Genomic DNA, 25,433 nt, shown 5'->3' on the forward strand with positions numbered 1-25,433 from the left:
CGCGCCACCTTCATGCCGAAGCCGATTCAGGGGCTGACCGGCAACGGCTGCCACGCCCATATCTCGGTGTGGGACAGCGCGACCGGCCGGAACGCCTTTGCCGATGACACGAAGGAGCTCGGCCTTTCCGACAGCGGCCGCGCCTTCCTCGGCGGCATCATGAAGCATGCCTCGGCGCTTGCGGTCATCACCAACCCGACGGTGAACAGCTACAAGCGGATCAACGCGCCGCGCACGCTCTCGGGCGCCACCTGGGCACCCAATACCGTGACCTGGACCGGCAACAACCGCACCCATATGGTGCGCGTGCCGGGCCCCGGCCGGTTCGAGCTGCGCCTGCCCGACGGCGCGGTGAACCCGTACCTCTTGCAGGCGGTGATCATCGCCGCGGGGCTCTCGGGGCTGAAGAGCAACGCCGACCCGGGCCCGCGCCACGACATCGACATGTATGCCGAGGGCCACAGGATCGAGGGCGCGCCGAAGCTGCCCCTGAACCTTCTCGACGCGATCCGCGCCTATGACGCGGACCCGGGCCTGAAGGCCGCCATGGGCGCGGAGTTCTCGGCCGGATACCTCAAGCTCAAGATGCAGGAATGGAACGCCTTCGTGAACCACTTCTCCCACTGGGAACGCGACAACACCCTCGATATCTGAACCATCCCCGCGCCCGGGAAAAACGGGCGCGGGCAACGGAAAACGGCGCCCCCGGAGGGGCGCCGTTTCGCATGTCCGGGCGGGCGCGCTTACGCGCTTGCCGCCGCCTCGATCTGCGCCTCGAGCATCGAGCCGGTCTCGATGAAACGCTGGTGCCAGGACAGCGCCTCGGTCAGCAGATGCGGCGCGTGCTTGCCCCAGCTGCCCGAGAGCGAACGGGCGAAGTAATCCTCGAGCATCGGGCGATAGGCCGGATGGGCGCAGTTGCGGATGATCGTCTCGGCGCGCTTGCGCGGCGCGAGGCCACGCAGGTCGGCCAGGCCCTGTTCGGTGACGATCACCTGCACGTCCTGGCTGATATGGTCGACATGCGCCGCCATCGGCACGATCGCCGAGATCTTGCCGCCCTTCGCCGTCGAGGGGGTCATGAAGATCGACAGGAAGGCGTTGCGGGCGAAATCGCCCGAACCGCCGATGCCGTTCTGGATCCGCGAGCCCATCACATGGGTCGAGTTGACGTTGCCGTAGATGTCGGCCTCGATCAGCCCGTTCATCGCGATCACGCCGAGACGGCGGACGAGTTCGGGGTGGTTCGAGATCTCCTGCGGGCGCAGGATCAGCCTGGTGCGATAATGATCGGCGCGCGCGTTCAGGTCATTGGCGCGCTCGGGGCTGAGCGAGAAGGCGGTGGCCGAGGCCATGCGCAGCTTGCCCGCGTCGATCATGTCGAGCATGCCGTCCTGGATCACCTCGGTGAAGGCGGTCATCGGCTCGAAGGGGGCATTGATGAGGCCCGCCATCACCGCATTCGGCACGTTGCCGACGCCCGATTGCAGCGGCAGGAGCGCCTTCGGCAGGCGGCCCTTCTTCACCTCATGGGCGAGGAACTCGAGGATGTGCTCGGCGATCGCCTGGGCCGAGCCGTCGGGCTTCGAGAAGGGGGCGTTGCGGTCGGCAGCATCGGTCTCGATGATCGCCACGACCTTCGAGTGGTCGACGTGGAAATGCGGCTCGCCGATGCGCTGATCGGGCGCGATCAGCGGGATCGGCACGCGATGCGGCGGCAGGCGGGTGCCGTAATAGATGTCGTGCATCCCTTCGAGCGATTCCGACTGCCAGCGGTTCACCTCGAGGATGATCTTGTCGGCGCGATCGAGCCAGGTCTTGTTGTTGCCGACCGAGGAGGAGGGGATCAGCTGGCCGCCGGGCGTGATGCCCGAGATCTCGACCACGGCGAAGTCGAGATCGCCGTAGAGCCCTTCCCAGACCATCGGCGCGACCTGGCTCAGGTGCATGTCGACGTAATCCATCTCGCCACGGTTGATGCGCTCGCGCAGGATCGGGTCGGAGTTGTAGGGCAGGCGGAACTCGATGCCGTCGGCACGGGCCAGCGCACCGTCAAGCTCGGGGCCGGTCGAGGCGCCGGTGAGCACGCGCACGCGGAACGGCCGGCCCTGGGCATGTTCGGCCTCGGCACGGGCCGCGAGCGCCACCGGCACCGCCTTCGGATAGCCCGAGCCGGTGAAGCCCGACATGCCGATCGTGGCGCCATGCGGGATCAGCGCGGCCGCATCCTCGGCGCTCATCACCCGAGCGGCAAGGCCGGCGTGGCGCAGTCGGGCGTTCGTCTTGCTGGTGGTCATCTGGCTCCTCCCAAACCCCTGAGGGCGCAGCAACGGTCGTACATATTCCGTCGCGCGCATGAAACTATCCGAAAGCAGAATGCCGCGCATTTGTCGATGGCGTAACAGACATGCGTCCGGCGCATGGCTTTCGCAAGAATGTTAGGCAGGGCCTGTCAGCCCGCGCCAAGCAGAACGGCAAGGTGATAGGTGACGAAAGACCCCACCCAGGCCAGCACGAACATGTAGCCGAAGGTGAGCCACATCCAGCGCGCGCCGCCCGCCTCGCGCCGGATCACGGCGAGGGTCGAGATGCATTGCGGCGCGAAGATGTACCACACCAGAAGTGAGAGCGCGGTGGCGAGGCTCCAGTTCGCGGCGAGGATCGCACCGAGCGCCGAGGTGCTGTCGCCGCCCACGGCATAGACCGTGGCCAGACCCGAGACCGCGATCTCGCGCGCCGCCATGCCGGGCACCAGCGCCACGGCGATCTGCCAGTTGAAACCGATCGGAGAAAGGATCGGTTCGAGCAGATGGCCGATCATCGCGGCGAAGGAATAGAGGATCGGCGGTTCGGTGGCGCCCGCCGGCGCGAAGGGGAAGGTGGCGAGCAGCCAGATCAGCACCGTCATCGCGAAGATCGTGGTGCCGGCGCGCTTCAGAAACGCCTTCGCCCGGGTGGCAAGCCCGATCGCCACCGAACGCGGCCGCGGCAGCTTGTAATCGGGCAGGTCGAGCATGAAGGGCGGCGAGGGCTCGCGCCGCCAGAACATGAACTTCGCCGCAGCCGAGACGCCAAGCGCCGAGACGATGCCCGCGGCGTAAAGCCCGAACATCACCAGCCCCTGCAGGCTGAGCACGCCGAGCACGTGGCGCGCCGGGATGAAGGCCGAGATGATCAGCGTATAGACCGGGATCCGCGCCGAACAGGTCATCAGCGGCGCCACAAGGATCGTCGTCAGCCGGTCGCGGCGGTTGTCGATCACCCGTGCCGCCATGATGCCGGGCACGGCGCAGGCGAAGGAGGACAGCAGCGGGATGAAGGCGCGCCCGTGCAGCCCCGCGCCGCCCATGATCTTGTCCATCAGGAAGGCCGCCCGCGCCATATAGCCGAGGTCCTCGAGCAGCAGGATGAAGAGGAAGAGGATCAGGATCTGCGGCAGGAACACCAGCACGCCGCCCACGCCGGCGATCACCGCGTCGAGAAGGAAGCTCTGCACGATGCCCTTTGGCACATGCGCGGCGACGAAACCGCCCACGGCGCCAAAGCCCGCGTCGATCAGGTCCATCAGCGGTGCGGCCCAGGTGAAGACCGCCTGGAACATGACGAAGAGCAGCACCAGCAGGAAGACGAGGCCGAAGACCGGGTGCAGCAACACGCGGTCGATGCGGTTCGTCAGCGTGTCGGGCAGCTCGGGCTCGGCCACCGCGCGCGCGATCAGCCGGTCGGCGGCGCGGTGGCTCAGCCGCAGGTCGGCGGCATTCGGCGGACTCCACAGGTTCGGGCCGGGCTCGGGCACGCCGCGGGCGAGGATCGCGTCGAGCTCGGCGCGCAGCGCATCAAGCCCGCCCTTGCGCACCGAATTCGCGGTGACGACGGGCACGCCGAGCGTCTCGGACAGGGCATTGGTGTCGATCTCGATGCCGCGGTGGCGGGCGATGTCGATCATGTTCATCACCAGCACCATCGGCAGGCCGGTGGCGGCCAGCTCCATCGCCAGCCGCAGCCCCGAGCGCGGCGCCGAGGCATCGGCGACGACGACAAGCAGATCGGGCACCCGCTCGCCATGGTGGCGGCCAAGAACCACGTCGCGCGTCACCACCTCGTCGGGGCTGCGCGCGCGCAGGCTGTGGGTGCCGGGCAGGTCGACGACTTCGACCGCCGCTCCCGAGGGCAGACGCGCCAGCCCCGTCTTGCGCTCGACGGTGACGCCCGAATAGTTGCCCACATGCTGGCGCGAGCCGGTCAGGGCGTTGAAAAGTGCGGTCTTGCCGCAGTTCGGCGGGCCGACGATCGCAAAGCGAAGGTCGTCCGGTCGCGCCGCGGCGGGCGCGGGAGTGTCGCAGCAGTCCATCTGGTCCGGTTCAGGAAACGAGGATCGCCATCGCTTCGCGACGGCGCAGCGCCACAGTGGCGCCGTTCACCCGCACGGCGATCGGATCGCGGCCGAAGAGCCCCTCGTGCAGGATCGCGACACGCGCGCCCTCGACGAAGCCAAGCTCGATCAGCCGCCGTTCCATCTCTTCGGCGGGCAGGGTGTTCGAATGGGCGGCGGGCAGGATGCGGAAGACGTGGCCGGAAAAGCCCCTGTGCAGGGCGCCGAGCGGACGATGCATGGCCTCGGGCCCCTGTCCCGGCAGGCTGGCGGCGTCGATCGGCTGCGGCGAGATCATCATCTCCGGTTCCCTCCGTTCTGGCCGGCGGGCTGTGCGGGGCCGCGATCCGGGCCGGGCGACAGCGCGTCGATGCGTCCTTCATACTATTCCGAGTGAAGCAATCAAGAATATTCCCGCGCCTCGCGCGGGAATGTGATGCGGCGCGCTGCCGCAAGGTTCCGGGCGCCGGGTCTCGTCGGGGTCTTGCGCAGGGGGCGGGGGCCGCGCAGGATCGGCGCGGCAGCGGAGGAGGCCATGGACGGAGATCAGATCACGGCGGGGAAGCGACGGGCAGGGCGGCCGCGCAAGGCGCGCGCGCCAGTGCCGGCGACGCCTGCAGACGCGATCGACGCGGCCTATCTGGCGCAGGCGCCGGCCGCGCACCGCCGCGCCCATGCGCAGGTGCTGACCCCGCCCGAGCTTTCGGCGCTGATGGCCGCCTGGATCGCCGAGGCGTGCCCCGCAACGCTGCTCGACCCGGCCTTCGGCACCGGCATCCTCGCCCGCGCCGTTGCCGCGCTGCGCCCCGGCATCGCCGTCACCGGCTGGGAGATCGACCCGGCGATCGCCGCGGCGGGGCGGGCGGCCTGCGCGGCCGGAGGGCTGGTGCCCGATCTGCGCATCGGCGATTTCCTCGCCAGCCCGGCCGAGCCGGTCGAGGCGGTGATCGCCAATCCGCCCTGGCTGCGGCCGCTTGCGGGCAACGGGCTGCGCGCGCAGATCCGGGCGATGGCCCTGCGCACCGGGTTGCCGCTTCAGGGCGCGGTGAACGCCTATACGCTTTTCGTGATCGAGGCCTGCCTGCGTCTGCGCCCGGGCGGCCGCGGCGCCTTCCTGCTGCCAGCGGAATGGGCGAATGCGAATTCCGGCGCGGTGCTGAAGGACTTTCTGCTCTCCCGCGGGTTGCTGCGGCGGCTGGTCTCGGTGTGCAACCTGCGCCCGGTCTTTGCCGATGCGCTGACCACGGCAAGCCTTGTCCTCGTCGAGGCACCGCGTGCGGGCGAGGCTCTGCCCGAGAGTATCGAGTGCCTGTTCGTCCCGGAGGGCGCGGCGCTGCCCGCGCCGTGCACGCCGGGCCGGCCGGTGCCGGTCGCGGCGCTGTGCGCGGCGCCGAAATGGGATGTGCTCTTGCGCGGCCTGCCCGAGGCGCCACCGCCGGGCTATGTCCGCCTCGGCGCGCTGGCCGGCACACGGCGCGGGCTCGCGACCGGGGCGAACGGCTTCTTCCATCTGCCCCGGGCCGCGGCGCGCGCGCAGGGCATCGCGCCGCACCGGTGGCTTCCTTGCGTGGCGAAGGCGGGCGATGCGCCGGGCCCGATCTTCACCGCCGCCGATCTTGAGGCGCTCGAGGCGGCGGGCCGGCCCACGGTCTTTCTCGACCTGACACCACCGCTGGCCCCGACCGAGGCGGCCTATGTCGCCACGGGCGCGGCACAGGGGTTTGATGCGCGCTTTCTCACCCGCAACCGCACCCCCTGGCACGCGCCCGAACGGCTTTATGTCGCGCCGATCTGGGCCGCGACCTTTGCCCGCGACCGGCTGCGCTTCGTGCTGAACGAGGCCGGCGCGCTGCATCTGACGGCCTTTCACGGCATCTTTCCCGAGCGCCGCGACTGCGCCTATCTGCGCGCGCTGACCGCCTGCCTGAACGCCGCCCCGGTGGCGCGCCTCGCCGAGGCGCAGCTGCGCCGCTATGGCGGGGGGTTGCGCAAGATCGAGCCGCGCGACCTGCTCGAGATTTCCGTGCCCGACCTGCGCCGCCTGCCGCCCGCGCGGCTGGCCGCGCTCGGCCGGGCGCTGATCGCGTTGAACGAGGGCCGGCGGGGGGTGCAGGCGCGCCTCGACCGGCTGGTGGAGGAGGTCGCGGCAGAGATCGCGACAAAACCGGAGGAGAGCACATGAAACTTCTGCGTTGGGGCGAGGCGGGGGCCGAGCGGCCGGGAATGCTGGCGCCCGACGGCACGATCCGCGACCTTGGCGGCGTGCTGACGGATCTTGCGGGGGCGGCGCTCGCCCCCGAGAGCCTTGCCCGGCTTGCCGCGCTTGATCCGGCGCGCCTGCCCGTGGTGGCGCCGGGCACCCGGCTCGGCCCGCCGGTCGCAGGCACGGGCAAGGTGATCGGCATCGGCCTCAACTATGCCGACCACGCCGAGGAGGCCGGCATGGCGGTGCCGCCCGAGCCGGTGATCTTCCTCAAGGCGCCCTCGGCGATCTCCGGCCCCGACGATCCGGTCGAGCTGCCGCGCGGCGCCGAGAAGCTCGACTGGGAGGTCGAGCTCGCCTTCGTCATCGGCACCCGCGCGAAATACGTCGAGGAGGCCGACGCGATGGCGCATGTGGCGGGCTACATGCTGGCCAATGACGTCAGCGAGCGCGCCTTCCAGACCGAGCGCTCCGGGCAATGGACGAAGGGCAAAAGCCACGACACCTTCTTCCCCTGCGGCCCCTGGCTCGTCACCCGCGACGAGATCGTCGACCCGCAGGCGCTGGCGCTTGGCACCACGGTCAACGGTGCGGCCCGGCAGGCGGGCAGCACGGCGACGATGGTCTATGGCGTGCGCTTCCTGGTCAGCTACCTCAGCCGCTTCATGACGCTCGAGCCCGGCGACATCGTCACCACCGGCACGCCGCCGGGCGTCGGCATGGGGATGAAGCCGCCGCGCTTCCTGCAGCCCGGCGACGTCGTCGAGCTGACCGGTGAGGGGCTCGGCAGGCAGCGCCAGCGCGTGGTGCCGGCATGAGCGGTCCCGCCTTCGCGCGTCTTGCCGCGGGCAATGCCGCGCGCCGCACCGGGTTCGGCTCCGCCGAGCGCCGCGCCGCGCTGCTGGCCCTTGCCAAGGCCATCCGCGCGCATGAGGCCGAGATCATGGCGGCGCTTGCCACTGATCTCGGCAAGCCCGAGACCGAGACCCGGCTCACCGAGATCGTGCCGGTGCTGGCCGAGATCCGCCACACCCTTGCGCATCTGCGGCGCTGGATGAAGGTGCGCCGCGTCCTGCCGACGCTTGCCATGCTCGGCACCCGCGCCCGGCTGCGGCCCGAGCCGAAGGGCACGGTCCTCGTCATCGCGCCGTGGAACTATCCGTTCTCGCTCGCCCTCGGCCCGCTCGTCTCGGCGCTCGCCGCGGGCAATGCGGCCATGGTGAAACCCTCGGAACTGGCGCCTGCGACCTCGGCGCTGATCGTGCGGCTGGTCGCCGCCGCGCTGCCCGAGGATCTGGTCGCGGTGGTCGAGGGCGGGGTCGAGACCTCGACCGAGCTGCTCGCGCTGCCCTTCGACCACATCTTCTTTACCGGCTCGCCCGCGGTCGGGCGGGTGGTGATGGCGGCGGCGGCGAAGACCCTCGCCTCGGTCACGCTGGAACTCGGCGGCAAGTCGCCGGTGATCCTCGGTCCCGGGGCGGATCTGAAGCGCGCCGCGCGGATGGTCGCCTGGGGCAAGTTCGCCAATGCCGGCCAGACCTGCATCGCGCCCGACCATGTCTTCGTGCCGCGCGCGCAGGAGGCCGCGTTCCTGACCGCGCTGCGGGCCGAGATCGCGCGCATGTATGGTGCCGATCCGCGGACCTCGAAAAGCTTCGCGCGGATCGTGAACGGGCGCCATTTCGCGCGGCTGAAGGCGATGATCGACGAGGCGCGGGCGGGCGGGGCGGAGCTTGCCGTGGGCGGCGAGGCGGATGCCGCCGCGCGCTACCTTGCCCCCACCGTGCTCACCCGCACCGAGGCGACGATGGCGGTGTCACGCGAGGAGATCTTCGGTCCGGTGCTGCCGGTCATCGCCTATGACGATCTCGACGCGTTACTCGGCCAGATCGAGGCGGGAGAGAAGCCGCTTGCGCTTTATCTCTTCGAGCGCGACCGCGCGGTGATCGAGCAGATCAGCGCCACCACCACCTCGGGCGCGCTCGGGGTGAACATCACGCTCGCGCATTACCTGCACCTGAACCTGCCCTTCGGCGGCATCGGCAATTCCGGGCTCGGTGCGGCGCACGGGATCTGGGGCTTTCGCGCCTTCAGCCATGAAAAGCCGGTGCTCGAGGATCGCTTCTCCTCGCTTGGCCTCTTGATGCCGCCCTATACCGGTGCAAAGGCGCGGCTTGCGAAACTGGTGCAGCGGCTCGTGGGGTGAGCCGGGCAGGGGGCGCTGCCCCCTCTTGGCTGCGCCAATTCCCCCCCGAGGTATTTCGGGCAAGGAGAAAGCAGGGCGACTTCCCGCTTCCAATTGCCCCAAATATCCCGGGGGTGAGGGCGAAGCCCGAGGGGGCAGCGCCCCCTTCTGTTGCCGCCCCCCTTGCCCATGCTGCCGAATTGCCGCAAACCGGGCCGGTTGCAGGGAGGGAACGGACATGAGCGAGGCAACGGAGGGCCGGACACGGCTCGGACTTGCGGGGATCGCGGCGCTGGCGCTGCCGCCGCTGTTCTGGGCGGGCAATTTCATCGTCGCGCGCGCGGCGCGTGGCGAGGTGCCGCCGATGGCGCTCTCCTGCGTTCGCTGGGGGATTGCGCTTTTGTGCATGCTGCCCTTCGCCTGGCCCTATCTCAAGCGCGACGCGGCCTGGTATCGGGAAAACTGGAAGCTCGTGGCGCTGATCGGCATTCCGGGCGTCACCGGCTTCAACACCCTCGTCTATGTCGGGCTGCAATACACCACCGCGACCAACGGCATGCTGCTGAACTCGACGATCCCGGTGCTGATCCTGGTGCTCGGCGCGCTGTTCTGGGGGCGCAAGATGCGCGCGGTGCAGGCGCTTGGCCTGCTCGTCTCCACCTTCGGCGTGGCCGTCATCATCTTGCATGGCGAGTGGCAGCGGCTGGTCACGCTGCAATTCTCGCGCGGCGATCTGATCATCTTCGTCGCGATGATCTGCTGGGCGCTCTACACGCTCGGCCTGACGCGGGTGCCGACCTCGGTCAACCGGCTCGGGCTGCTCGCCGTGCACAGCGCGATGACGCTGGTGCTGCTTGCCCCCTTCCTCGCGCTCGAGATCGCCTCGGGCCGGGTGCCGAGCTTTTCCGGCGCCGGCATCGCGGCGATGCTTTATGTGGGCGTCGTGCCCTCGGTGCTGGCGACGCTGCTTTACATGCGTGCGGTCTCGATCGCGGGGCCGGCGCGGGCGGGGCAGTTCATCCATCTGCTGCCGGTCTATGGCGCGGTGCTCTCGACGCTGTTCCTGGGCGAGGAGCTGCACCTTTATCACGCCGTCGGCTTCGGCGCGATCCTGGCGGGCATCGTCATCGCCGGGCGGGGCGGGCGCTGACACCGGAGAGGGCTGACGCGGGGGCAGGGCAGACGCCCCCTTTCCGGGCCGCGCCGCAGGCCTAGATAGGCCGCGGAAGGAGCCCGCCATGATCCCCTATTCGATCCTCGATCTCTCGCCCATTCCCGCCGGCGCCACCCCGGCCGAGGCGCTCGCGAACAGCGTTTCGCTGGCCCGCCATGCCGAGGCGCTTGGCTATCACCGCTACTGGCTGGCCGAGCACCACAACTCGACCGGCATCGCCTCCGCCGCAACCGCGGTGGTGATCGGCCATGTCGCGGGCCAGACCCACAGCATCCGCGTCGGCGCGGGCGGGATCATGCTGCCGAACCACGCGCCGCTGCAGGTGGCCGAGGCCTTCGGCACCCTTGCCACGCTCTACCCCGGCCGCATCGACCTTGGCGTCGGGCGCGCGCCGGGCACCGATCAGCGCACCGCGCAGGCGCTGCGGCGGGGGATGAGCGGCGCCGACCGCTTTCCCGAGGATATGGTCGAGCTGATCGGATATCTCGGCGAGGCCGACCCGGAGGCGCCGGTGCGCGCGGTGCCGGGGCAGGGCACGCATGTGCCGGTGTGGATGCTGGGCTCGTCGCTCTTCGGCGCGCAGCTTGCGGCCTATCTCGGCCTGCCCTACGCCTTCGCCAGCCATTTCGCCCCCGACATGCTGGGCGAGGCGCTCGAGGCCTATCGGGCGCGCTTCCGTGCGGGCCTCACCGCGGCGCCGCGCTTCATGCTGGCGGTCAACCTCTTTGCCGCCGAGACCGATGCCGAGGCACATCTGCTGCGCTCCTCGATGCTGCAAAGCTTCATCAACCTGCGCCGCGGCGCCGCGGGCCCGTTGCCGCCGCCCTGTGCCGATCTGACCACGGTCGCGACCCGCGCCGAGATCGCCATGGCCGAGCGGGCGCTGCGCGTCGCGGCCATCGGCAGCCCGGCCACGGTCGAGGCGCAGCTGCGCGGCTGGATCGACAGCTACCGCCCCGACGAGGTGATCCTGACCGGCCACATCTTCGACCACCACGCACGGCTGCGCAGCTTCGAGATCGGCGCCGGGGTGATGGCGCGGATCGGCTAGGCCTGCCAGACCGAGGCGAGGGTGAGACCGGCCAGCCCGAGCAGGGCGATCCAGCGCTGCCAGCCCGGCACCGGCAGCCGGGCGAGCGTGCCGGGCAGCCACATCACCACGCAGGCCGCCCCGTAGAGCAGCGCGAGCTGCAGCCCGAAGGTGCTGAGCGCGCGCCTGGTCTCGCCGCCGCCGATCAGGTCCTGCACGGCAAGGAGCGCGAAGGCGCCGGCGACGATGCCGGCGAGGAAGGCAATGCCTTCGCCGATGATGTCGGTGATCGTCGCGACCGCCGGCCGGCTTGGCAATCCGAGGGCGAGCAGGCACCAGACCCCGAGCATCGCCCCCATCTGCCGGAGCCCGAGCAGCGCCTGCGGCAGATGCGCCCAGGTCTCGGCCGAAAGCGGTCGGCCCTCGCCGGCGACGAAGTGCAGGATCTGGGTGCCGAGCAGCGTGACAAGGAAGGCGAGGGCGCCCGCGAGCAGCAGCAGCGCCGCCTGGATGATGAGCTCTCCGAACGTCCCGAGCGTGGTGAAAAAGCGCGACATGAAAGCCCCCCCGGTCTCTCTTTCTGTCATAGCCCGCCCGGGCCCCGCCCGTAAACCCGCCCGGTTGCGGCAAACAGCGCTTGCATCGCGCGCCCCATGGCCTATAAGGCGCGGACTTCCGCATTCATGTGAACCGGCGGAGCCTCTCGTGGTGGGCCGCGGAAGTCATTGGCCCTCCTATGAAGCCGCCCGAGAAACAGGAGCACACATGCCGCTTTACGAGCATGTCCTCATTGCGCGTCAGGACCTGTCCAACGCGCAGGCCGAAGGTCTCGTCGAACACTTCTCGACCGTTCTCGCCGACAATGGCGGGCAGGTCGTTGCCTCGGAATACTGGGGCGTGAAGACGATGGCCTACAAGATCAACAAGAACCGCAAGGGCCATTACGCCTATCTGCGCACCGATGCCCCCTCGGCCGCGGTGCAGGAGATGGAACGTCTCGCCCGTCTGCATGACGACGTCATGCGCCTTCTGACCGTCAAGGTCGATGCGCACGAAGAAGGCCCGTCGGTGCAGATGCAGAAACGCGAAGAGCGCGACGACCGTCGCGAGCGTCGCGAACGCCGTTGATCGAAAGGACCTGACCCATGGCCAACAAACCGTTTTTCCGTCGCCGCAAGGTCTGCCCGTTCTCGGGTGATAACGCGCCGAAGATCGACTACAAGGACGTCCGTCTGCTGCAGCGCTACATCTCCGAGCGCGGCAAGATCGTGCCGGCCCGCATCACCGCCGTCTCGGCCAAGAAGCAGCGTGAACTCGCCCGTGCCATCAAGCGCGCGCGTTTCCTCGCCCTGCTCCCCTACGCCGTGAAGTAAGGAGCGAGACCCATGCAAGTCATCCTGCTGGAACGTGTGGCCAAGCTCGGCCAGATGGGCGAGGTCGTGAACGTCAAGGACGGTTACGCCCGCAACTTCCTGCTGCCGCAGGGCAAGGCGCTGCGCGCGTCGGACTCGAACATCAAGTCGTTCGAGGACCGCAAGGCGCAGCTCGAGGCCCGTAACCTCGAGACCAAGAAGGAAGCCCAGGCTCTCGCCGAGAAGCTTGACGGCCAGACCTTCGTGGTCATCCGCTCGGCCTCGGATTCGGGCGCGCTCTACGGCTCGGTCACCCCGCGTGACGCGGCCGACGCCGCGACCGCCGGTGGCTTCTCGCTCGACCGCAAGCAGGTCGCGCTGAAGGCCCCGATCAAGGACCTTGGCCTGCACGAAGTGCATGTCATGCTGCATCCGGAAGTCGACGTGACGATCGTGATGAACGTCGCCCGTTCGGCGGAAGAAGCCGAGCTGCAGGCGTCGGGCAAGTCGATCCAGGAACTCGCAGCCGAGGCGGAAGCCGAAGCCGAGTTCGAGATCGCCGAGCTCTTCGACGAAGTCGGCGCCGCCGCTGGCGACGAGGAATAATCGGGCCCATCCGCCCGGTGACCGGAAACCGCGCCCCTCGGGGCGCGGTTTTTTCTTGCCGGCTTGCCTGCCGCGTCGCGGCATCCTAGGAGGAAGGCGAAACGGACAAGGGGGTGGGCCGGATGGAGCGCTATCTGCAGCAGATCGAGCCGGCGCTCGCCGCGGCACGGGACTGGATCGTCACTCCCGCCGCCTGGGGGCAGATCGTGGCGCTGGCGCTCGCGGTGCTGCTCGGCTGGGGCGCGGCGGCACTTGTGCGGCCGGTGCTCTTGCGGCTGCTGAGCCCGGCGGCGGGCGCGAGTGGCACGCTGTCGCTGCTGCGCCGGCAGCTGCGCCGCCTGCTGCCGCTGCTCGGCCCGCTCTTTGCCGCGGCGCTTGCGGCCTTCGGCGAGGAGGCCCTGCGCGCGCTCTTCGGCACCGCCGGCATCGCCGCTTTCGGCAAGCGGGTGTTCCTGTTCCTCGCCGTGCGCGCCTTCGTGCGCGATGTCCTGCGCGAGCCCTTCCTGCGGGCCTACGGCCGTTTCGTCGTGCTGCCGATCGTCGCGGTCTATGCCGTCGGGCTGATGCCAACCGTTGCCGCGGCGCTCTCGACGATGCGGATGCCGCTCGGCAACCTGTCCTTCGACCTGCTCTGGGCGATGAAATTCGCGCTGTTCGGCGGGCTGATCTTCTGGGCGGGGCGCTGGTCGAACGAACGCTCGACCGCCTATCTCGCGGGCCAGGAGGAGCTGCGCCCGGCCACCCGCCAGCTTGCGATCAAGACCGCCGAGGTGGCCATCTTCGGTCTCGCCTTCCTCGTGCTGATGAACGTGATGGGGGTGAACCTGACCTCGCTCGCGGTGATCGGCGGTGCGATCGGCGTCGGCATCGGCCTTGGCCTGCAACAGATCGCCTCGAACTTCATCTCCGGCATCATCCTGCTGATCGAGGGGCAGGCGACGGTTGGCGATTATGTCGAGCTCGACGGCGGCGAGGCCGGCACGATCGTCAAGATGACGCTGCGCTCGATCATCCTCGAGACCTTCGACGGCAAGTGGATCGTGGTTCCGAACGAGCATTTCATCACCACCCGCGTGGTGAACTATTCCGATCAGGGCTCGGCGAACCGGCTCGAGGCGGCGTTCTCGGTCAGCTACGACACCGATATCAACCGCGTGCCCGCAATCATCGAGGCGGCGGTGGCAAAGCATCCGAAGGTTCTCGGCCATCCCGAGGCCCCCGATTGCGAGCTGCGCGGCTTTGGCGACAGCGGCATCGATTTCGCGGTCGAGTTCTGGGTCTCGGGGCTTGACGACGGTCCGAACAAATATGTCTCGGACGTGCTGTTCCTGGTCTGGAACGCGCTGAAGGAGGCGGGGATCGAGATCCCCTATCCGCATCGCGTGGTCGAGCTGCGCGGCCCCGAGGGCGGCGTGCGCCTTTGAGGCGAGCAACAAAGCGGGAGACGATGGCGCAACGGGTTTCGGTCTTTGGCTGCGGTGGGCAGAAGGGCGGCACGACGACGCTGCACGCCTACCTCTGCGGTCATCCCGGACTGACAGCGCCGACCCGCAAGGAGACGCATTTCTTCGACGACGAGGCGCAGGACTGGTCGCGGCCCGACTATCGGCGCTACGACACCTTCTATCCCGGCGATGACGGCGGCCGGCTGCGTGTCGACGTCACCCCGATCTATGGCTATTGGGAGCCGTCTCTTGCCCGCATCCGGGTCTACAATCCCGAGGCGAAGCTGATCTTCCTGTGGCGCGACCCGTTCCAGCGGGCACAGTCGCATTGGGCGATGCAGGTCGCACGCGGGGCAGAGACGCTGAGCTTTTCCGAGGCGCTGGCCGCCGAGGAAAAGCGCCTGGCCGAGGCCGGCCCGCTCGGCAAGGGGCGGCGGCTCCATTCCTATGTCGACCGCGGCCGCTATGCGAGCCAGTTGCGCCGTGCCTATGCCCTGTTCCCGCGTGCGCAGATCCTGAACCTGCGCTCGGAAGACCTGTTCAAGGCGCATATGGACACGCTTGACCGGATCGCCACGTTCCTCGGCATCGCGCCCTTTGCCCGGGGCGAGGCGCGGCACGAGATGAAGCGGCGCGGCAAGAAAGATGCGCCGCCGCGCCGCGCCGATTTCAACTTCGTCGCAAGCCGGCTTGCGGGCGAGATGGCGGAATTCGCGACGCTGAGCGGGCTCGACATCTCGGGCTGGAGCGAGCCGCCCGCAGAGATTCCGTCAGTGCTGCAGGCCGCGCCGAAGGAAGGCTCTGCGCGCGCCCCCAACCGTCAGCCCGGGGATTCCCGCTAAATCCGGAACTACCGAAAAACGTGAAACGGCCGCGGCGCAGATTGCGGCCGTGGCCACCGCCGCGCACGCATTGGCACCGCTCGTTGCGGCAAAGCAAAAGGGCCGCCCGAGGGGCGGCCCTTTCGAATGCGGTCGAGCGGGTCGATCAGACCTCGTCGAGAGCCTCGATGGCCTTCTGCAGGTCTTCCTTCGAGACTTCCTTCTCGGCGACCTTGGCGGAGTTGACGATATACTCGACAACCTTGTCCTCGAAGATCGGGGCGCGGAGCTGCTGCTGCATCTGCGGGTTCTGCTGCACGAACTCGAAGAAGGCGCGTTCCTGACCCGGATACTGGCGGGCCTGGTTCAGCACGGCCTGAGTGAACTCGGCGTCGGTCACTTCGATTTCCTGCTTGCGGCCGAGTTCGGCGAGCAGCAGGCCAAGGCGCACACGGCGCTCGGCAAGCTTGTTGTGCTCGTCGGTCGGTTCCATCGCGCCGTGGTCGTGGCCGTGATCGTCCGGGTGCTCTTCGTGGTAGAGCTGGTGGGCGATCTGATGCGCCTCGGCCTCGACCAGCGACGGCGGCAGGTCGAACTTGACCTTCTCGTCAAGCACGTCGAGCAGGCCGCGCTTCAGGATCGCGCGGGCGGCGCCCTGGTATTCGGCTTCCAGACGCTCGGCGATCTGCTTCTTCAGACCTTCGAGGTCCTCGGCGCCGAACTTCTTCGCCAGTTCGTCGTCGATCTCGGCCGCCTTCGGCGCCTTCACCTCGTGCACGTGGCACTTGAAGGTGGCTTCCTGGCCAGCGAGATGCGCCGCACCGTATTCCGCCGGGAAGGTGACCTTCACCTCGACATCGTCACCGGCCTTGGCGCCGACGAGCTGATCCTCGAAGCCCGGGATGAACGAGTTCGAGCCGAGCACGAGCGGGTATTTCTCGCCCTTGCCGCCTTCGAAGGGTTCGTCGCCGAGGAAGCCCTCGAAGTCGATGACGACCTGGTCGCCCTCTTTCGCCTTCGAGCCCTTGCGACGGTCCTCGAAGCTCTGCGCGGTCTTGGCGAGGTTCTCGAGCGCCTCGGTCACCGCGGCCTCCTCGGCCTTCACCACCAGACGCTCAAGCTGGACGTCGGTCAGGTCGACTTCCGGGATCTCCGGCAGCGCTTCGTAGGAAATGTTGACGACCACATCGTCGCCTTCCTTCCAGGTCTCGCCGCCGTCCATCTCGACCTTCGGCTGCATCGCCGGGCGCTCGCCGGACGTCTCGAAATGCTCTTTCATCGCGCCGTCGACGGCGTCCTGCATCGCATCGCCGAGCACGCGCGCGCCGAACTGCTTGCGCAGCATCGCCATCGGCACCTTGCCCTTGCGGAAGCCCTTCATCTCGATCTCGGGCTGCGCTTCGATCAGCTTCTCGGTGACAGTCTTGTCAAGCTCGGCGGCAGTGATGGTGATCTGGTAGCCGCGCTTGAGGCCGTCGTTGAGGGTCTCGGTGACCTGCATGGGTTTTCCTCTGTCTCAAAGGCGCGCCCGGTGGCGCGCACAATTCCGAATTTCAGCCGCTCTTCTATTGGGCGCGCGTCTTGGTGGCAAGGCGAAAAGGCGGGGGCCGGACGGCATCGGCGGCGACGGGCGGGCAGGGGCGGGACGCCACGCCCCCTTGCCGCTCCCGCCGCCCGCGCCTAGTGTCGGGGCCGAGACGACGGAGACCCCCATGAGCCCGAAACGCAGCATCTTCGAAGAGGTCGGCGCCGAAAAGCCCACCGCCCCCGCCGCGCCGAAAGGCGGGCTGATCGACGCCCGCCCGAAAGGCGCGCGCGCCGCGATCCGGGTCTGGCTGTTCGCGCTTTTCGCGCTGGTCGCGACAATGATCGCGCTTGGCGGCGCGACGCGGCTGAGCGATGCGGGGCTCTCGATCACAGAATGGAAGCCGGTCACCGGCATCGTGCCGCCGCTGAGCGATACCGACTGGCAGGCCGAGTTCGGCAAGTATCAGGCGACACCGCAATTCGCGCTGGCGAATGCGGCGATGGACCTTGCCGGGTTCAAGGCGATCTACTGGTGGGAATGGGCGCATCGCGCGCTTGGCCGGCTGATCGGCCTGGTCTGGGCGGCGGGCTTTGCGGGCTTTGCCCTCACCCGCCGGATCCCGAAGGGCTGGGGGCTGCGGCTCTTCGGTCTGGGCCTGCTCGGCGGGCTGCAGGGCGCGATCGGCTGGTGGATGGTCAGCTCGGGGCTGGGCGCGGGCATGACCTCGGTCGCCTCCTATCGTCTTGCCGTGCACCTTGGCATCGGCTTCACCATCCTCGGCCTCATCGCCTGGTATGCCCTGCTTCTGGGCCGCAGCGAGGCTGCGCTGCTGCAGGCCCGCCGCCTGGCCGAACCGCGGCTCTTCGGCATGGCGACGGGGGTGCTGCATCTCGCCTTCCTGCAGGTGCTGCTTGGTGCGCTGGTTGCCGGCATCGACGCCGGGCGCGGCTTCACCGACTGGCCGCTGATGGGCGGGCAATTCCTGCCGCCCGAGCCGTTCTCGCTTTCGCCGCTGTGGCGCAATTTCTTCGAAGACCCGGGGCTGGTGCAGTTCGACCACCGGATGATCGGCTATCTCGTGCTGATCTTCGGCGTCGTGACCGCGCTGCGCGGCCGCCGCTCGGCCCATGGCGCGACCCGCACCGCCTTCGCCTGGATGGGCGCCTGGCTGCTGGTGCAGGTGGCGCTTGGCATCGTCACGCTGATCCACGCCGCGCCGATGGCGCTTGGCCTTGCGCATCAGCTGGGCGCGGTGGTGGCCTTCGTTCTCATCCTGCGCGCGCGCTTCCTGGCGCGTTACCCGCAGGTGCAATCCATCAGGGGGGGAGCAAGATGACGGCTTTTCAGGATCTTGTCGCGTTTCAGCGCGAGACAGAGGCGCTCGCCGGCATTGCCGAACGGCTCGGCTGGGATCAGGAGACGGTGATGCCGCGCGGCGCCGCCGAGCAGCGCGCCGAGGAGACCGCCGCGCTCGAATCCGTGCTGCACGCCCGCCGCACCGATCCGCGGATCGAGGACTGGCTTGCCCGGGCCGAGGCCGAGAGCCCGTTCGAGGCGCGTTTGCTTGACCTCGCCGGGCGCAGCTACAACCGCAACACCCGGGTGCCGGCGCGGCTGGCGACGGAACTCGCGCGCCTCACCTCGCTGTCGCAAGGCATCTGGGCCGAGGCGCGGGCCGAGGAAAACCCGGCGGCCTTCGTGCCGGTGCTGAAACAGGTGCTGGCGCTGAAGCGCGAGGAGGCCGAATGCCTGGCCGACGGCGATCTTTACGATGCGCTGCTTGACGATTACGAGCCCGGCGCCACGCATCGCGCCCTTGGCGCGATGTTCGACCGGATGCGGCCGCGGCTTGTGGCGCTGCGCGAGCGCGTGCTCGGCGCCGAATTCCGCCCGCCGGTGCTCGACCATGTCTTCCCCGAGGCGGCGCAGCTGCGCCTCGCCCGGATCTGCGCCTCGGCCTTCGGTTATGACTGGAGCTGCGGCCGGCTCGACATCGCGGTGCATCCGTTCTCCTCGGGCTCGGGGCGCGACGTGCGCATCACCACGCGCGTGGTGGAAAGCGATCCGTTCAACTGCCTCTATTCGACGATCCACGAAACCGGCCACGCCTGCTACGAGCTTGGCATCGACGAGGAATACGCCTTCACCCCGATGGGGCATGGCGTGTCGATGGGCGTGCACGAAAGCCAGAGCCGGATCTTCGAGAACCAGATCGGCCGCTCGGCCGCCTTCACCGGCTGGCTCTATCAGCGCATGACCGAGGCCTTCGGCGATTTCGGCATCCGCACGCCCGAGGCCTTCCATGCCTGCGTGAACCGTGTCACCCCGGGCTTCATCCGCACCGAGGCGGACGAGCTGCATTACAACCTGCACATCATGATGCGCTTCGATCTCGAGCGCGACCTGATCGCCGGGCGGCTCGCCGTCGACGACCTCGAGGAGGCTTGGAACGCCCGCTTTGCGCAGGATTTCGGCGTCGCCGTGCCCACGCCCTCGCAGGGGTTCCTGCAGGACGTGCACTGGGCGGTGGGGCTCTTCGGCTATTTCCCGACCTATGCACTTGGCAACGTCTATGCGGGCTGCCTGCACGAGACGCTGCGCGCCGCACTTCCCGATCTCGACGCCTCGCTGGCCGGCGGCTCGGCGCGGCCCGCGACCGAGTGGCTGCGCGAGAGCCTGCACCGCCACGGCGGGTTGCGCCCGCCTGTCGAGACGATCGAGGCCGCCTGCGGCTTTGCCCCGACCGAAGATCCGCTCCTTGACTATCTCGAGGCGAAATTCGGCGCGATCTACGGGGTGTGAACGCGGAAGGGGGGCTGTCTGCCCCCCTCTTGCCCGTGCCGGGCAATTCACCCCCCGAGGATATTTGCGGCAATTGGAAGACGTGAAGCGGCGCCGATCGGGGCCGCTTTTCCGGACCTTGCCGCTTCCAATTGCCGCAAATATCCCGGGGGTGAGGCCCGTCAGGGCCGAGGGGGCAGCGCCCCCTCGCGCGGGCTCAGCCGCAGCCGGATGCCGTCCTTGCCGCGCACCGTCAGATGCGCGACCGGCACCGGCACCGCGCCCGCCACCACCTCGAAGCGGAAGGCGCGGATGAGCAGCGACAGCAGCAGCGGCCCCTCGGCCATGGCAAATCCCGCCCCCGGGCAGACGCGCGGGCCGGTTGAGAACGGGATATAGGCGCAGCGCTGCGCCTCCTTGCCGTTTTCGCTCTCCCAGCGGGCGGGATCGAAGCCGTCCGGGTTGTCCCAGATCCGCTCGTGCCGGTGCAGGTGCCAGGGGCTGATCACCACCTGTGCGCCCTTCGGCACCGCGCGCTCGCGGAAGGTCTCGGGACAGCGCGCCTCGCGCACGAACATCGGCACCGGCGGGTAGAGCCGCAGCGCCTCGCGAAACACCGCACGGCTGAGCTTCAGCCGGTTCAGGATTGAGAAATAAGGGATTTCCTCACCGATGACCGCGTCGGCCTCGGCGGCAACCCGGTCCTGCCAGTCGGGGTTCTGGGCGAGCAGGTAAAGCGACCAGGCGAGCGCCGAGGCCGAGGTCTCGTGCCCGGCGAGAAAGAAGATCGCCACCTGATCGACCATCTCGGAGGTTCCGAAGCGCGCGCCGGTCACCGGGTCGGGGGTGGTCATGATCTTCGTCGCCAGATCGTCAGGCGCGGTGCCTGCCGCGATCTCGGCGGCGCGGGTGGCGGTGAGGCGCTCGATCAGCGCGCGGATGCGGGCGGCGGTGCGTTTCGTCGCGCGCGAATGAAAGCGCGGGAACCAGCGCGGCAGCGGCAGCAGCGCGCCGAGATTGACCACCGGCGAGGCGTTCTGATGGCGGCGGAACTCGTGGAAGACGGCCGAGGCGGTGGTATCCTCGATCGGGATCGAGAACAGGGTGCGAAAGATCACATCGGCCGCGGCATGCGATGTTTCCGATTCGATCTCAATGGGTTCCGTGCCGATCTTCGTGCGCAGCCGGGCGACGCAGGCTTGCCCGGCCTCCCACATCGCGGGGAAGGTGTCGCGCAGGCGGCCGCCCTCGAAGGCCGGGTCGATGATCCGGCGCTGGCGCAGCCAGGTCTCGCCATTGGTCAGGAACACGCTGTCGCGCAGCAGCGGCGCCAGCCCCTCGCGCACCCGGTCGGATTTCGGGAAATCCATCGGCCGTTCCTTCAGCACTCGGGCGACAAGCGCCGGGTCGTTGCACAGGAAGGAGCGGAAGAAGGGGGTGCGGAACTCGGCCATCCAGGCGCGGTAAAGCCGCGCCGGCTGCGCCGAGAGGATATCGGCGCGGAACAGGCGGAAATAGCGCCAGAGCGACACCTTGTCGGGGCGCGGGGCGGGTTTCGGGGGCAGCGGCGCGGTCATGCGATCGTGGTATAGCGGTTTGCGGCGCGCTCAATGCGGCTTTTTGACGGGGGGTGGTCGCGGAAGCGTTCGGCCAGCGTCTGCGGGCCGGCGGTGATGCGGAAATAGTCGTAGTCGCCCGGTCGGTCGAAGGCGCACAGATACTGGAAATGCAGCCGGAAGAAGCGCCAGCGCAGCGCCTGCCAGCGTTCGGGGCTGAGGGTCTGGGTGAAGGCCGCCGAGAGGATCAGCGGCTGGAATTGCTCGGGCGGCGCGACGCCTGTCACCTTGACCGGATCGCACAGCGCAAAGGCGCAGCCATCGCCCGGGGCGGTGACATCGACCCAGCTCAGCTCGGGCCGCGCGCCAAGGAAGGCGAGATCGGCGCGCAGCCGGGTGGCGCGGGGCAGGAAGCTGACCATCGGCACGACCTGGCCGAGCGAGAGGAAGCCGAGCGCGGGGCCCGTGGCGGGCACGCGGCCCGCCCGGATCAGGTCGGAAAGGATCGAGACGGCGAGATGCGCGCCCGAGCTGTGGCCGACCACCAGCACCTCGTCCCAGTCCTCGGTCAGCGCCTGTGCGATGGTGTCGGCGAACGCGGCCATCCGCGCCTCGAGGCGCGGCGGGTTGGCGCCGCCCCACCGCGCGGTGAAGGCATAGTCGTGCATCAGGTAATAGGCATAGAACTTGCCGTCCTTCGCCCGGAACCAGCGCAGCGTGACGGCAAGCACGGCGGCGCCAAGCACCAGCCCCGCAAGCGCGCTGAACGGAAAGGGCGGCAGCAGGGCGAGCAGCGCCGCGGCAATGCCCCAGCCCAGCAGCACGCCCGCAAGGGCCTGTGCGAGGAGGGCGAAGATCGGGTAGAGCGCGGCGATGATCGGCCCCTTGCGCAGCCGCATCAGTCGGAAGAGTGCTCCCGAGGCGATATAGGTCCAGGCGGTGCGGACGAGTTGCGCGTAGGTTTCGGGGATCGAGGCGCCCATGCTGTCGCGCACGATGTCGGACCAGACCAGCACCTCGACCGCGGCCTCGACCGTCTCGCCCGCCTGCACCGAGCGCACGCGCCAGCCATAGGGGCCGCCGCCGCGCTTCGGGGCAAGCGCGATCTCATAGCCCGAAATCTCCGCCTGAGCAGCGCCTTCCTTGCGGTAAAGCTCGCGGTAGCGGCGCGGGTGGATCGGGTCATAGCCCGGGATGTAGAACACCCGGCGCCGGCGCACGCGGCGCGCCTCCTCTGTCTGCGGCTGATCTGCGGTCATGCGGGCCTCGGTTTTTTCCGAGACTAGCGGGCAAAAGGGCCGAAGGTAAGGGATTAACCCTGCCAGCGGGCGAGATGACGGCGGATCGCGGCGATGCGCTCGGGGGCGGCCGGGTGGGTGGCAAGCCAGGCGGGCATCGCCGTCGCCCCGGTCAGCGCCTCGAGCTTCTCGAACAGCGCGATCTGCGGGCCGGCGCCATAGCCCGCCTTGATCAGCAGTGCGGTGGCGAATTCGTCGGCCTCGAACTCGTCGCGCCGGCTGAGTTTCGCGGCAAGGGCCGTGGTCAGGGTGTTGGCGATCCAGACCCCGGCGAAGGGGATCATCCGGCCGAGCACGCCCGCCAGCACCGCGCGCAGCGCATTCTGCCCGGTGAAGTCGATCATCCGCCGCCGGGCATGGCCGCGCGCGACATGGCCAAGCTCATGCGCGATGACGGCGCCGATCTCCTCGGCGCTGACCCGGCCGTCGCGGTACAGCCGCAGGAAGCCCTCGGTCAGGAAGACGCGGCCGTCGGGGGCGGCAAGGCCGTTCACCGCCTCGATCTCGTAGACATGGACGGGCACCGTGGCGACGCCAAGCGCGGCGGCGAGGCGGTCGAGCACCGGGGCAAGGCGGCTGTCGTTGAGCCGGCGCGATTTCGCGTCGAGCGCGCGGGCGAGGCTGCGCGCCGAGAAGTGCCACAGCACGAGGCCGTAGGCGAGCATCAGCAGGATGGGCAGAAGGCGCAGGAGCATGGAGCCGATGTGGGGGCTTCGGGCGGGGGCGTCAAGCGCCGCCGCGCGTGCTTGCGCGCAGCGCATGCCACAGCCACGCCCCAAGCGCGAGGGCCGCGGCGCCCGCGCCGAGGAAGCCCACGGCATTCGCCGCAAGGTCGGCCGCCGCCTGCAGGTTCGCCCCGAAGACGATGCCAAGCCCGACATAGGCCGCGACCCAGACCGCCTCACCCAGCAGATCGGCAAGGGCGAAGCGCGGATGGGCAAAGCCCGAGGCGCCGGCGGCAAGGTTCACCCAGGGGCCGAGCGCCGAGAACAGCCAGCGGCTGAGAAACACCGTGACGCTGCCACGCCGGCGCAGGCCGTCCATCGCCGCGGCGATCAGATCGCCGCGCCGCGTGCCCGGCTTTGGCAGGAAGCGCCCGGCGCGGCGGCCAAGCAGGAAGCCGAGCTGATCGCCCGTCACCGCGCCGGCATAGGCGGTCGCGGCCACCATCGGCAGCGACAGATCGCCCGAGGCGACGAAGGCGCCCGCCGCGATCATCATCAGCGACGAGGGCACCGGCAGCGCGAGGCAGCTGAGGAAGGTGGTGATCCCGAGCAGCGCCGGCCCGTAGAGCGGCAGCTGCGCGAGGAACCAGTCGGACAGGGCGGCAAGGCTCATTTCGGCGGCTGATCCGGATCGGCGCCGGGGGCAAGCGGGGGCAGTGTCGGCAGCACCGCCGCCAGCTCGTCGAGCAGCTGTGCCACCGGGATGCCGCGGTCGCGCGCGATCTCCTCGAGCGAGCGCCGGCCGCCGTCACGCGGGCCGAGCACCGCATCGAGTGCGCCATTCGGCAGGTGCCAGCTGCGCGCGATGTAGCCCGGCGTCATCCAGGGCTCGGGCATCTGCCGGTGATGCGCGGGGCTCGACCAGTAGACCGCCCGCACCACCATCCGCCCACCGAAGAAGGCGGTCAGCGCCACGGCGAGCGCAAAGGCGATGACGACAAGGCGTTGCTCGTGCCAGAGCCGGGCTAGGGCCGCGCGCCCCTTCATCCGAGCATCCGCATCGCGCGGGTGATGCCGTCGAGGGTCAGCGGGAACATCCGCCCCTCGAATTCGCGCTGCACGATGCCGATCGACGGGGTGTGGCCCCAGTGCCGTTCGGGCACTGGGTTGAGCCAGGCATGCGCGGGCCATTGCTCGCGGGCGCGGGCAAGCCAGAGCGCACCGGGTTCGGGGTTCCAGTGCTCGTTCGCGCCGCCCGCATGGGTGATCTCGTAGGGGCTCATCGAGGCGTCGCCGACGAAGAGGCACTTGTAGTCGGGGCCGAAGCGGTGCAGCACCTCCCAGGTCGGCGTGACCTCGTCCCAGCGGCGCCGGTTCGACTTCCACACCCCCTCGTAAAGGCAGTTGTGGAAATAGAAATGTTCGAGATGCTTGAACTCGGCCCGGGCCGCCGAGAACAGCTCCTCGACCAGTTTCACATGCGCATCCATCGAGCCGCCGATGTCGAGAAACAGCACCACCTTGACGGCGTTGCGCCGCTCGGGCCGGGTCTTCACGTCGATGTAACCCGCCTCGGCCGAGGCGCGGATCGTGCCGGGCAGGTCGAGCTCTTCATGGGCGCCGGCGCGGGCCCATTGCCGCAGCCGCTTCAGCGCCACCTTGATGTTGCGCGTGCCAAGTTCGACGGTGTCGTCGAGATCCTGGAATTCCCTCTTGTCCCAGACCTTTACGGCGCGTTGATGACGTGACTTGTCCTGCCCGATGCGGACCCCTTCGGGGTTGTAGCCATAGGCGCCGAAGGGCGAGGTGCCGGCGGTGCCGATCCATTTCGAGCCGCCCTGATGGCGCTCCTTCTGCTCGGCCAGGCGCTGGCGCAGCGTCTCCATCAGCTTGTCGAAGCCGCCAAGCGCCTCGATCGCCGCCTTTTCCTCGTCGCTGAGGTGCTTCTCGGCGAGCTTCGCCAGCCAGTCGCCGGGCAGATCGAGCGCCTCGAGCACGGCCTCGGGGGCGATCGCCTCGATGCCGGAAAAGGCCTCGGCGAAAGCGCGGTCGAAGCGGTCGAGGTGGCGCTCGTCCTTCACCATCGTGGTGCGGGCGAAATAATAGAAGCCGTCGAGGTCATAGGTGCACAGCCCCGCCGCCAGCCCTTCGAGAAAGGCCAGGTATTCGCGCAGCGAGACGGGCACGCCGCCACGCCGCAGGGCTTCGAAGAAGGGCAGGAACATCCGCGCCTCACGCCATCCGGTTCAGCATGATGGTGATGAAAAGCCCCGCGAGCGCAAGGAGAATGCCGAAGACCGCCGCATATTGCAGCTGGTCGAGCCCGTTGCCACCACGTCGCCGCGCCCGTGTCGCGCCGATCAGCGCGCCGATCACCAGCCCTGCCAGAATATACATCCCGCCTCCCCGGATGCGGC

24 protein-coding genes and 1 pseudogene are annotated in these 25,433 nt (G+C 69.2%); 13 read left to right on the forward strand and 12 right to left on the reverse strand.

The features are described from left to right. Positions 1–654 (forward strand): annotated as a pseudogene (locus EOW66_RS16895) (type III glutamate--ammonia ligase); the annotation flags it as partial. Between the two features lie 89 nt (positions 655–743). Here the strand turns inward: EOW66_RS16895 and EOW66_RS16900 are convergent. From EOW66_RS16900 to EOW66_RS16910, 3 genes are all read right to left on the reverse strand, one after another. Next, the gene (locus EOW66_RS16900) at positions 744–2,297 is read right to left on the reverse strand and encodes an acetyl-CoA hydrolase/transferase family protein (protein WP_206363730.1); all 1,554 of its coding nucleotides are present in this window, start codon (positions 2,295–2,297) and stop codon (positions 744–746) included. 155 nt (positions 2,298–2,452) lie between these two features. Beyond that, positions 2,453–4,351, reverse strand: a complete 1,899-nt coding sequence (feoB, locus tag EOW66_RS16905) for a ferrous iron transporter B (protein WP_128157468.1) — start codon at positions 4,349–4,351, stop codon at positions 2,453–2,455. A gap of 10 nt (positions 4,352–4,361) precedes the next feature. Continuing rightward, positions 4,362–4,673 carry a FeoA family protein gene (locus EOW66_RS16910; RefSeq protein ID WP_239017622.1) on the reverse strand — a complete coding sequence of 104 codons (312 nt, stop codon included), beginning with the start codon at positions 4,671–4,673 and terminating at the stop codon, positions 4,362–4,364. Between the two features lie 234 nt (positions 4,674–4,907). Between EOW66_RS16910 and EOW66_RS16915 the strand changes: the two genes are divergently transcribed. The 5 genes from EOW66_RS16915 to EOW66_RS16935 all read left to right on the forward strand — a co-directional run bounded on the left by EOW66_RS16915 (position 4,908) and on the right by EOW66_RS16935 (position 10,985). Further along, positions 4,908–6,554 (forward strand): Eco57I restriction-modification methylase domain-containing protein, encoded by a 1,647-nt coding sequence (locus EOW66_RS16915; RefSeq protein ID WP_164881171.1) that lies wholly within the window; start codon positions 4,908–4,910, stop codon positions 6,552–6,554. Next, entirely contained in the window at positions 6,551–7,393 is an 843-nt protein-coding gene (locus tag EOW66_RS16920) for a fumarylacetoacetate hydrolase family protein (RefSeq protein ID WP_128157470.1), read from the forward strand. The genes EOW66_RS16915 and EOW66_RS16920 overlap by 4 nt, the downstream gene beginning before the upstream one ends. Further along, positions 7,390–8,781: an aldehyde dehydrogenase family protein gene (locus EOW66_RS16925; protein ID WP_128157471.1), complete on the forward strand. Its 1,392-nt coding sequence runs from the start codon at positions 7,390–7,392 to the stop codon at positions 8,779–8,781. The genes EOW66_RS16920 and EOW66_RS16925 overlap by 4 nt, the downstream gene beginning before the upstream one ends. Positions 8,782–8,998: 217 nt before the next feature. Beyond that, a complete protein-coding gene (locus tag EOW66_RS16930) occupies positions 8,999–9,910 on the forward strand; it encodes a DMT family transporter (protein WP_128157472.1) in 912 nt (303 codons plus the stop codon). 88 nt (positions 9,911–9,998) lie between these two features. Continuing rightward, entirely contained in the window at positions 9,999–10,985 is a 987-nt protein-coding gene (locus EOW66_RS16935; RefSeq protein WP_128157473.1) for an LLM class flavin-dependent oxidoreductase, read from the forward strand. On the opposite strand, the gene EOW66_RS16940 is transcribed toward EOW66_RS16935, so the two are convergent. Further along, a complete protein-coding gene (locus tag EOW66_RS16940; protein ID WP_128157474.1) occupies positions 10,982–11,521 on the reverse strand; it encodes a hypothetical protein in 540 nt (179 codons plus the stop codon). The genes EOW66_RS16935 and EOW66_RS16940 overlap by 4 nt on opposite strands. Positions 11,522–11,729: 208 nt before the next feature. Between EOW66_RS16940 and rpsF the strand changes: the two genes are divergently transcribed. The 5 genes from rpsF (at position 11,730) to EOW66_RS16965 (ending at position 15,209) form a co-directional block, all read left to right on the forward strand. Beyond that, positions 11,730–12,092 (forward strand): 30S ribosomal protein S6, encoded by a 363-nt coding sequence (gene rpsF / locus EOW66_RS16945; protein ID WP_128157475.1) that lies wholly within the window; start codon positions 11,730–11,732, stop codon positions 12,090–12,092. A 17-nt stretch (positions 12,093–12,109) separates the two neighbouring features. Further along, a complete protein-coding gene (gene rpsR / locus EOW66_RS16950; protein WP_105514010.1) occupies positions 12,110–12,337 on the forward strand; it encodes a 30S ribosomal protein S18 in 228 nt (75 codons plus the stop codon). Between the two features lie 12 nt (positions 12,338–12,349). After that, positions 12,350–12,922, forward strand: coding sequence for a 50S ribosomal protein L9 (rplI, locus tag EOW66_RS16955; protein ID WP_128157476.1), 573 nt, complete (start codon positions 12,350–12,352; stop codon positions 12,920–12,922). Positions 12,923–13,044: 122 nt separating this feature from the next. Further along, positions 13,045–14,346, forward strand: a complete 1,302-nt coding sequence (locus tag EOW66_RS16960) for a mechanosensitive ion channel family protein (protein WP_128157477.1) — start codon at positions 13,045–13,047, stop codon at positions 14,344–14,346. 23 nt (positions 14,347–14,369) lie between these two features. Beyond that, complete coding sequence (locus tag EOW66_RS16965; protein WP_128157478.1) at positions 14,370–15,209, forward strand: sulfotransferase family protein; 840 nt, start codon at positions 14,370–14,372, stop codon at positions 15,207–15,209. Positions 15,210–15,354: 145 nt separating this feature from the next. On the opposite strand, the gene tig is transcribed toward EOW66_RS16965, so the two are convergent. Then, a complete protein-coding gene (gene tig / locus EOW66_RS16970) occupies positions 15,355–16,689 on the reverse strand; it encodes a trigger factor (protein ID WP_128157479.1) in 1,335 nt (444 codons plus the stop codon). A gap of 211 nt (positions 16,690–16,900) precedes the next feature. Between tig and ctaA the strand changes: the two genes are divergently transcribed. Both ctaA and EOW66_RS16980 read left to right on the forward strand, forming a co-directional pair. After that, positions 16,901–18,052 (forward strand): heme A synthase, encoded by a 1,152-nt coding sequence (gene ctaA / locus EOW66_RS16975; protein WP_128157480.1) that lies wholly within the window; start codon positions 16,901–16,903, stop codon positions 18,050–18,052. Then, positions 18,049–19,518, forward strand: coding sequence for a carboxypeptidase M32 (locus EOW66_RS16980; protein ID WP_128157481.1), 1,470 nt, complete (start codon positions 18,049–18,051; stop codon positions 19,516–19,518). Before ctaA ends, EOW66_RS16980 begins: the two co-directional genes overlap by 4 nt. 161 nt (positions 19,519–19,679) lie before the next feature. Here EOW66_RS16980 and EOW66_RS16985 read toward each other — a convergent pair whose 3' ends face one another. The 7 genes from EOW66_RS16985 to EOW66_RS20450 are packed head-to-tail and all read right to left on the reverse strand — an operon-like array spanning position 19,680 to position 25,413. After that, positions 19,680–21,074, reverse strand: coding sequence for a cytochrome P450 (locus tag EOW66_RS16985; protein ID WP_128157482.1), 1,395 nt, complete (start codon positions 21,072–21,074; stop codon positions 19,680–19,682). Continuing rightward, on the reverse strand, positions 21,071–22,312 hold the full coding sequence (locus EOW66_RS16990) for a hypothetical protein (protein ID WP_128157483.1): 1,242 nt from the start codon (positions 22,310–22,312) through the stop codon (positions 21,071–21,073). The genes EOW66_RS16985 and EOW66_RS16990 overlap by 4 nt, the downstream gene beginning before the upstream one ends. A 53-nt stretch (positions 22,313–22,365) precedes the next feature. Continuing rightward, on the reverse strand, positions 22,366–23,046 hold the full coding sequence (locus tag EOW66_RS16995) for a M48 family metallopeptidase (RefSeq protein WP_128157484.1): 681 nt from the start codon (positions 23,044–23,046) through the stop codon (positions 22,366–22,368). 31 nt (positions 23,047–23,077) lie between these two features. After that, positions 23,078–23,689, reverse strand: coding sequence for a DedA family protein (locus tag EOW66_RS17000; RefSeq protein ID WP_128157485.1), 612 nt, complete (start codon positions 23,687–23,689; stop codon positions 23,078–23,080). Then, on the reverse strand, positions 23,686–24,063 hold the full coding sequence (locus tag EOW66_RS17005) for a hypothetical protein (RefSeq protein WP_128157486.1): 378 nt from the start codon (positions 24,061–24,063) through the stop codon (positions 23,686–23,688). The genes EOW66_RS17000 and EOW66_RS17005 overlap by 4 nt, the downstream gene beginning before the upstream one ends. Continuing rightward, positions 24,060–25,241 (reverse strand): vWA domain-containing protein, encoded by a 1,182-nt coding sequence (locus EOW66_RS17010; protein ID WP_128157487.1) that lies wholly within the window; start codon positions 25,239–25,241, stop codon positions 24,060–24,062. The genes EOW66_RS17005 and EOW66_RS17010 overlap by 4 nt, the downstream gene beginning before the upstream one ends. 7 nt (positions 25,242–25,248) lie before the next feature. Next, positions 25,249–25,413, reverse strand: a complete 165-nt coding sequence (locus EOW66_RS20450) for a hypothetical protein (protein ID WP_164881172.1) — start codon at positions 25,411–25,413, stop codon at positions 25,249–25,251. Between the last annotated feature and the right edge of the window lie 20 nt (positions 25,414–25,433).

The organism is Paenirhodobacter huangdaonensis (assembly GCF_004022465.1).
Lineage (GTDB): Bacteria > Pseudomonadota > Alphaproteobacteria > Rhodobacterales > Rhodobacteraceae > Rhodobacter > Rhodobacter huangdaonensis.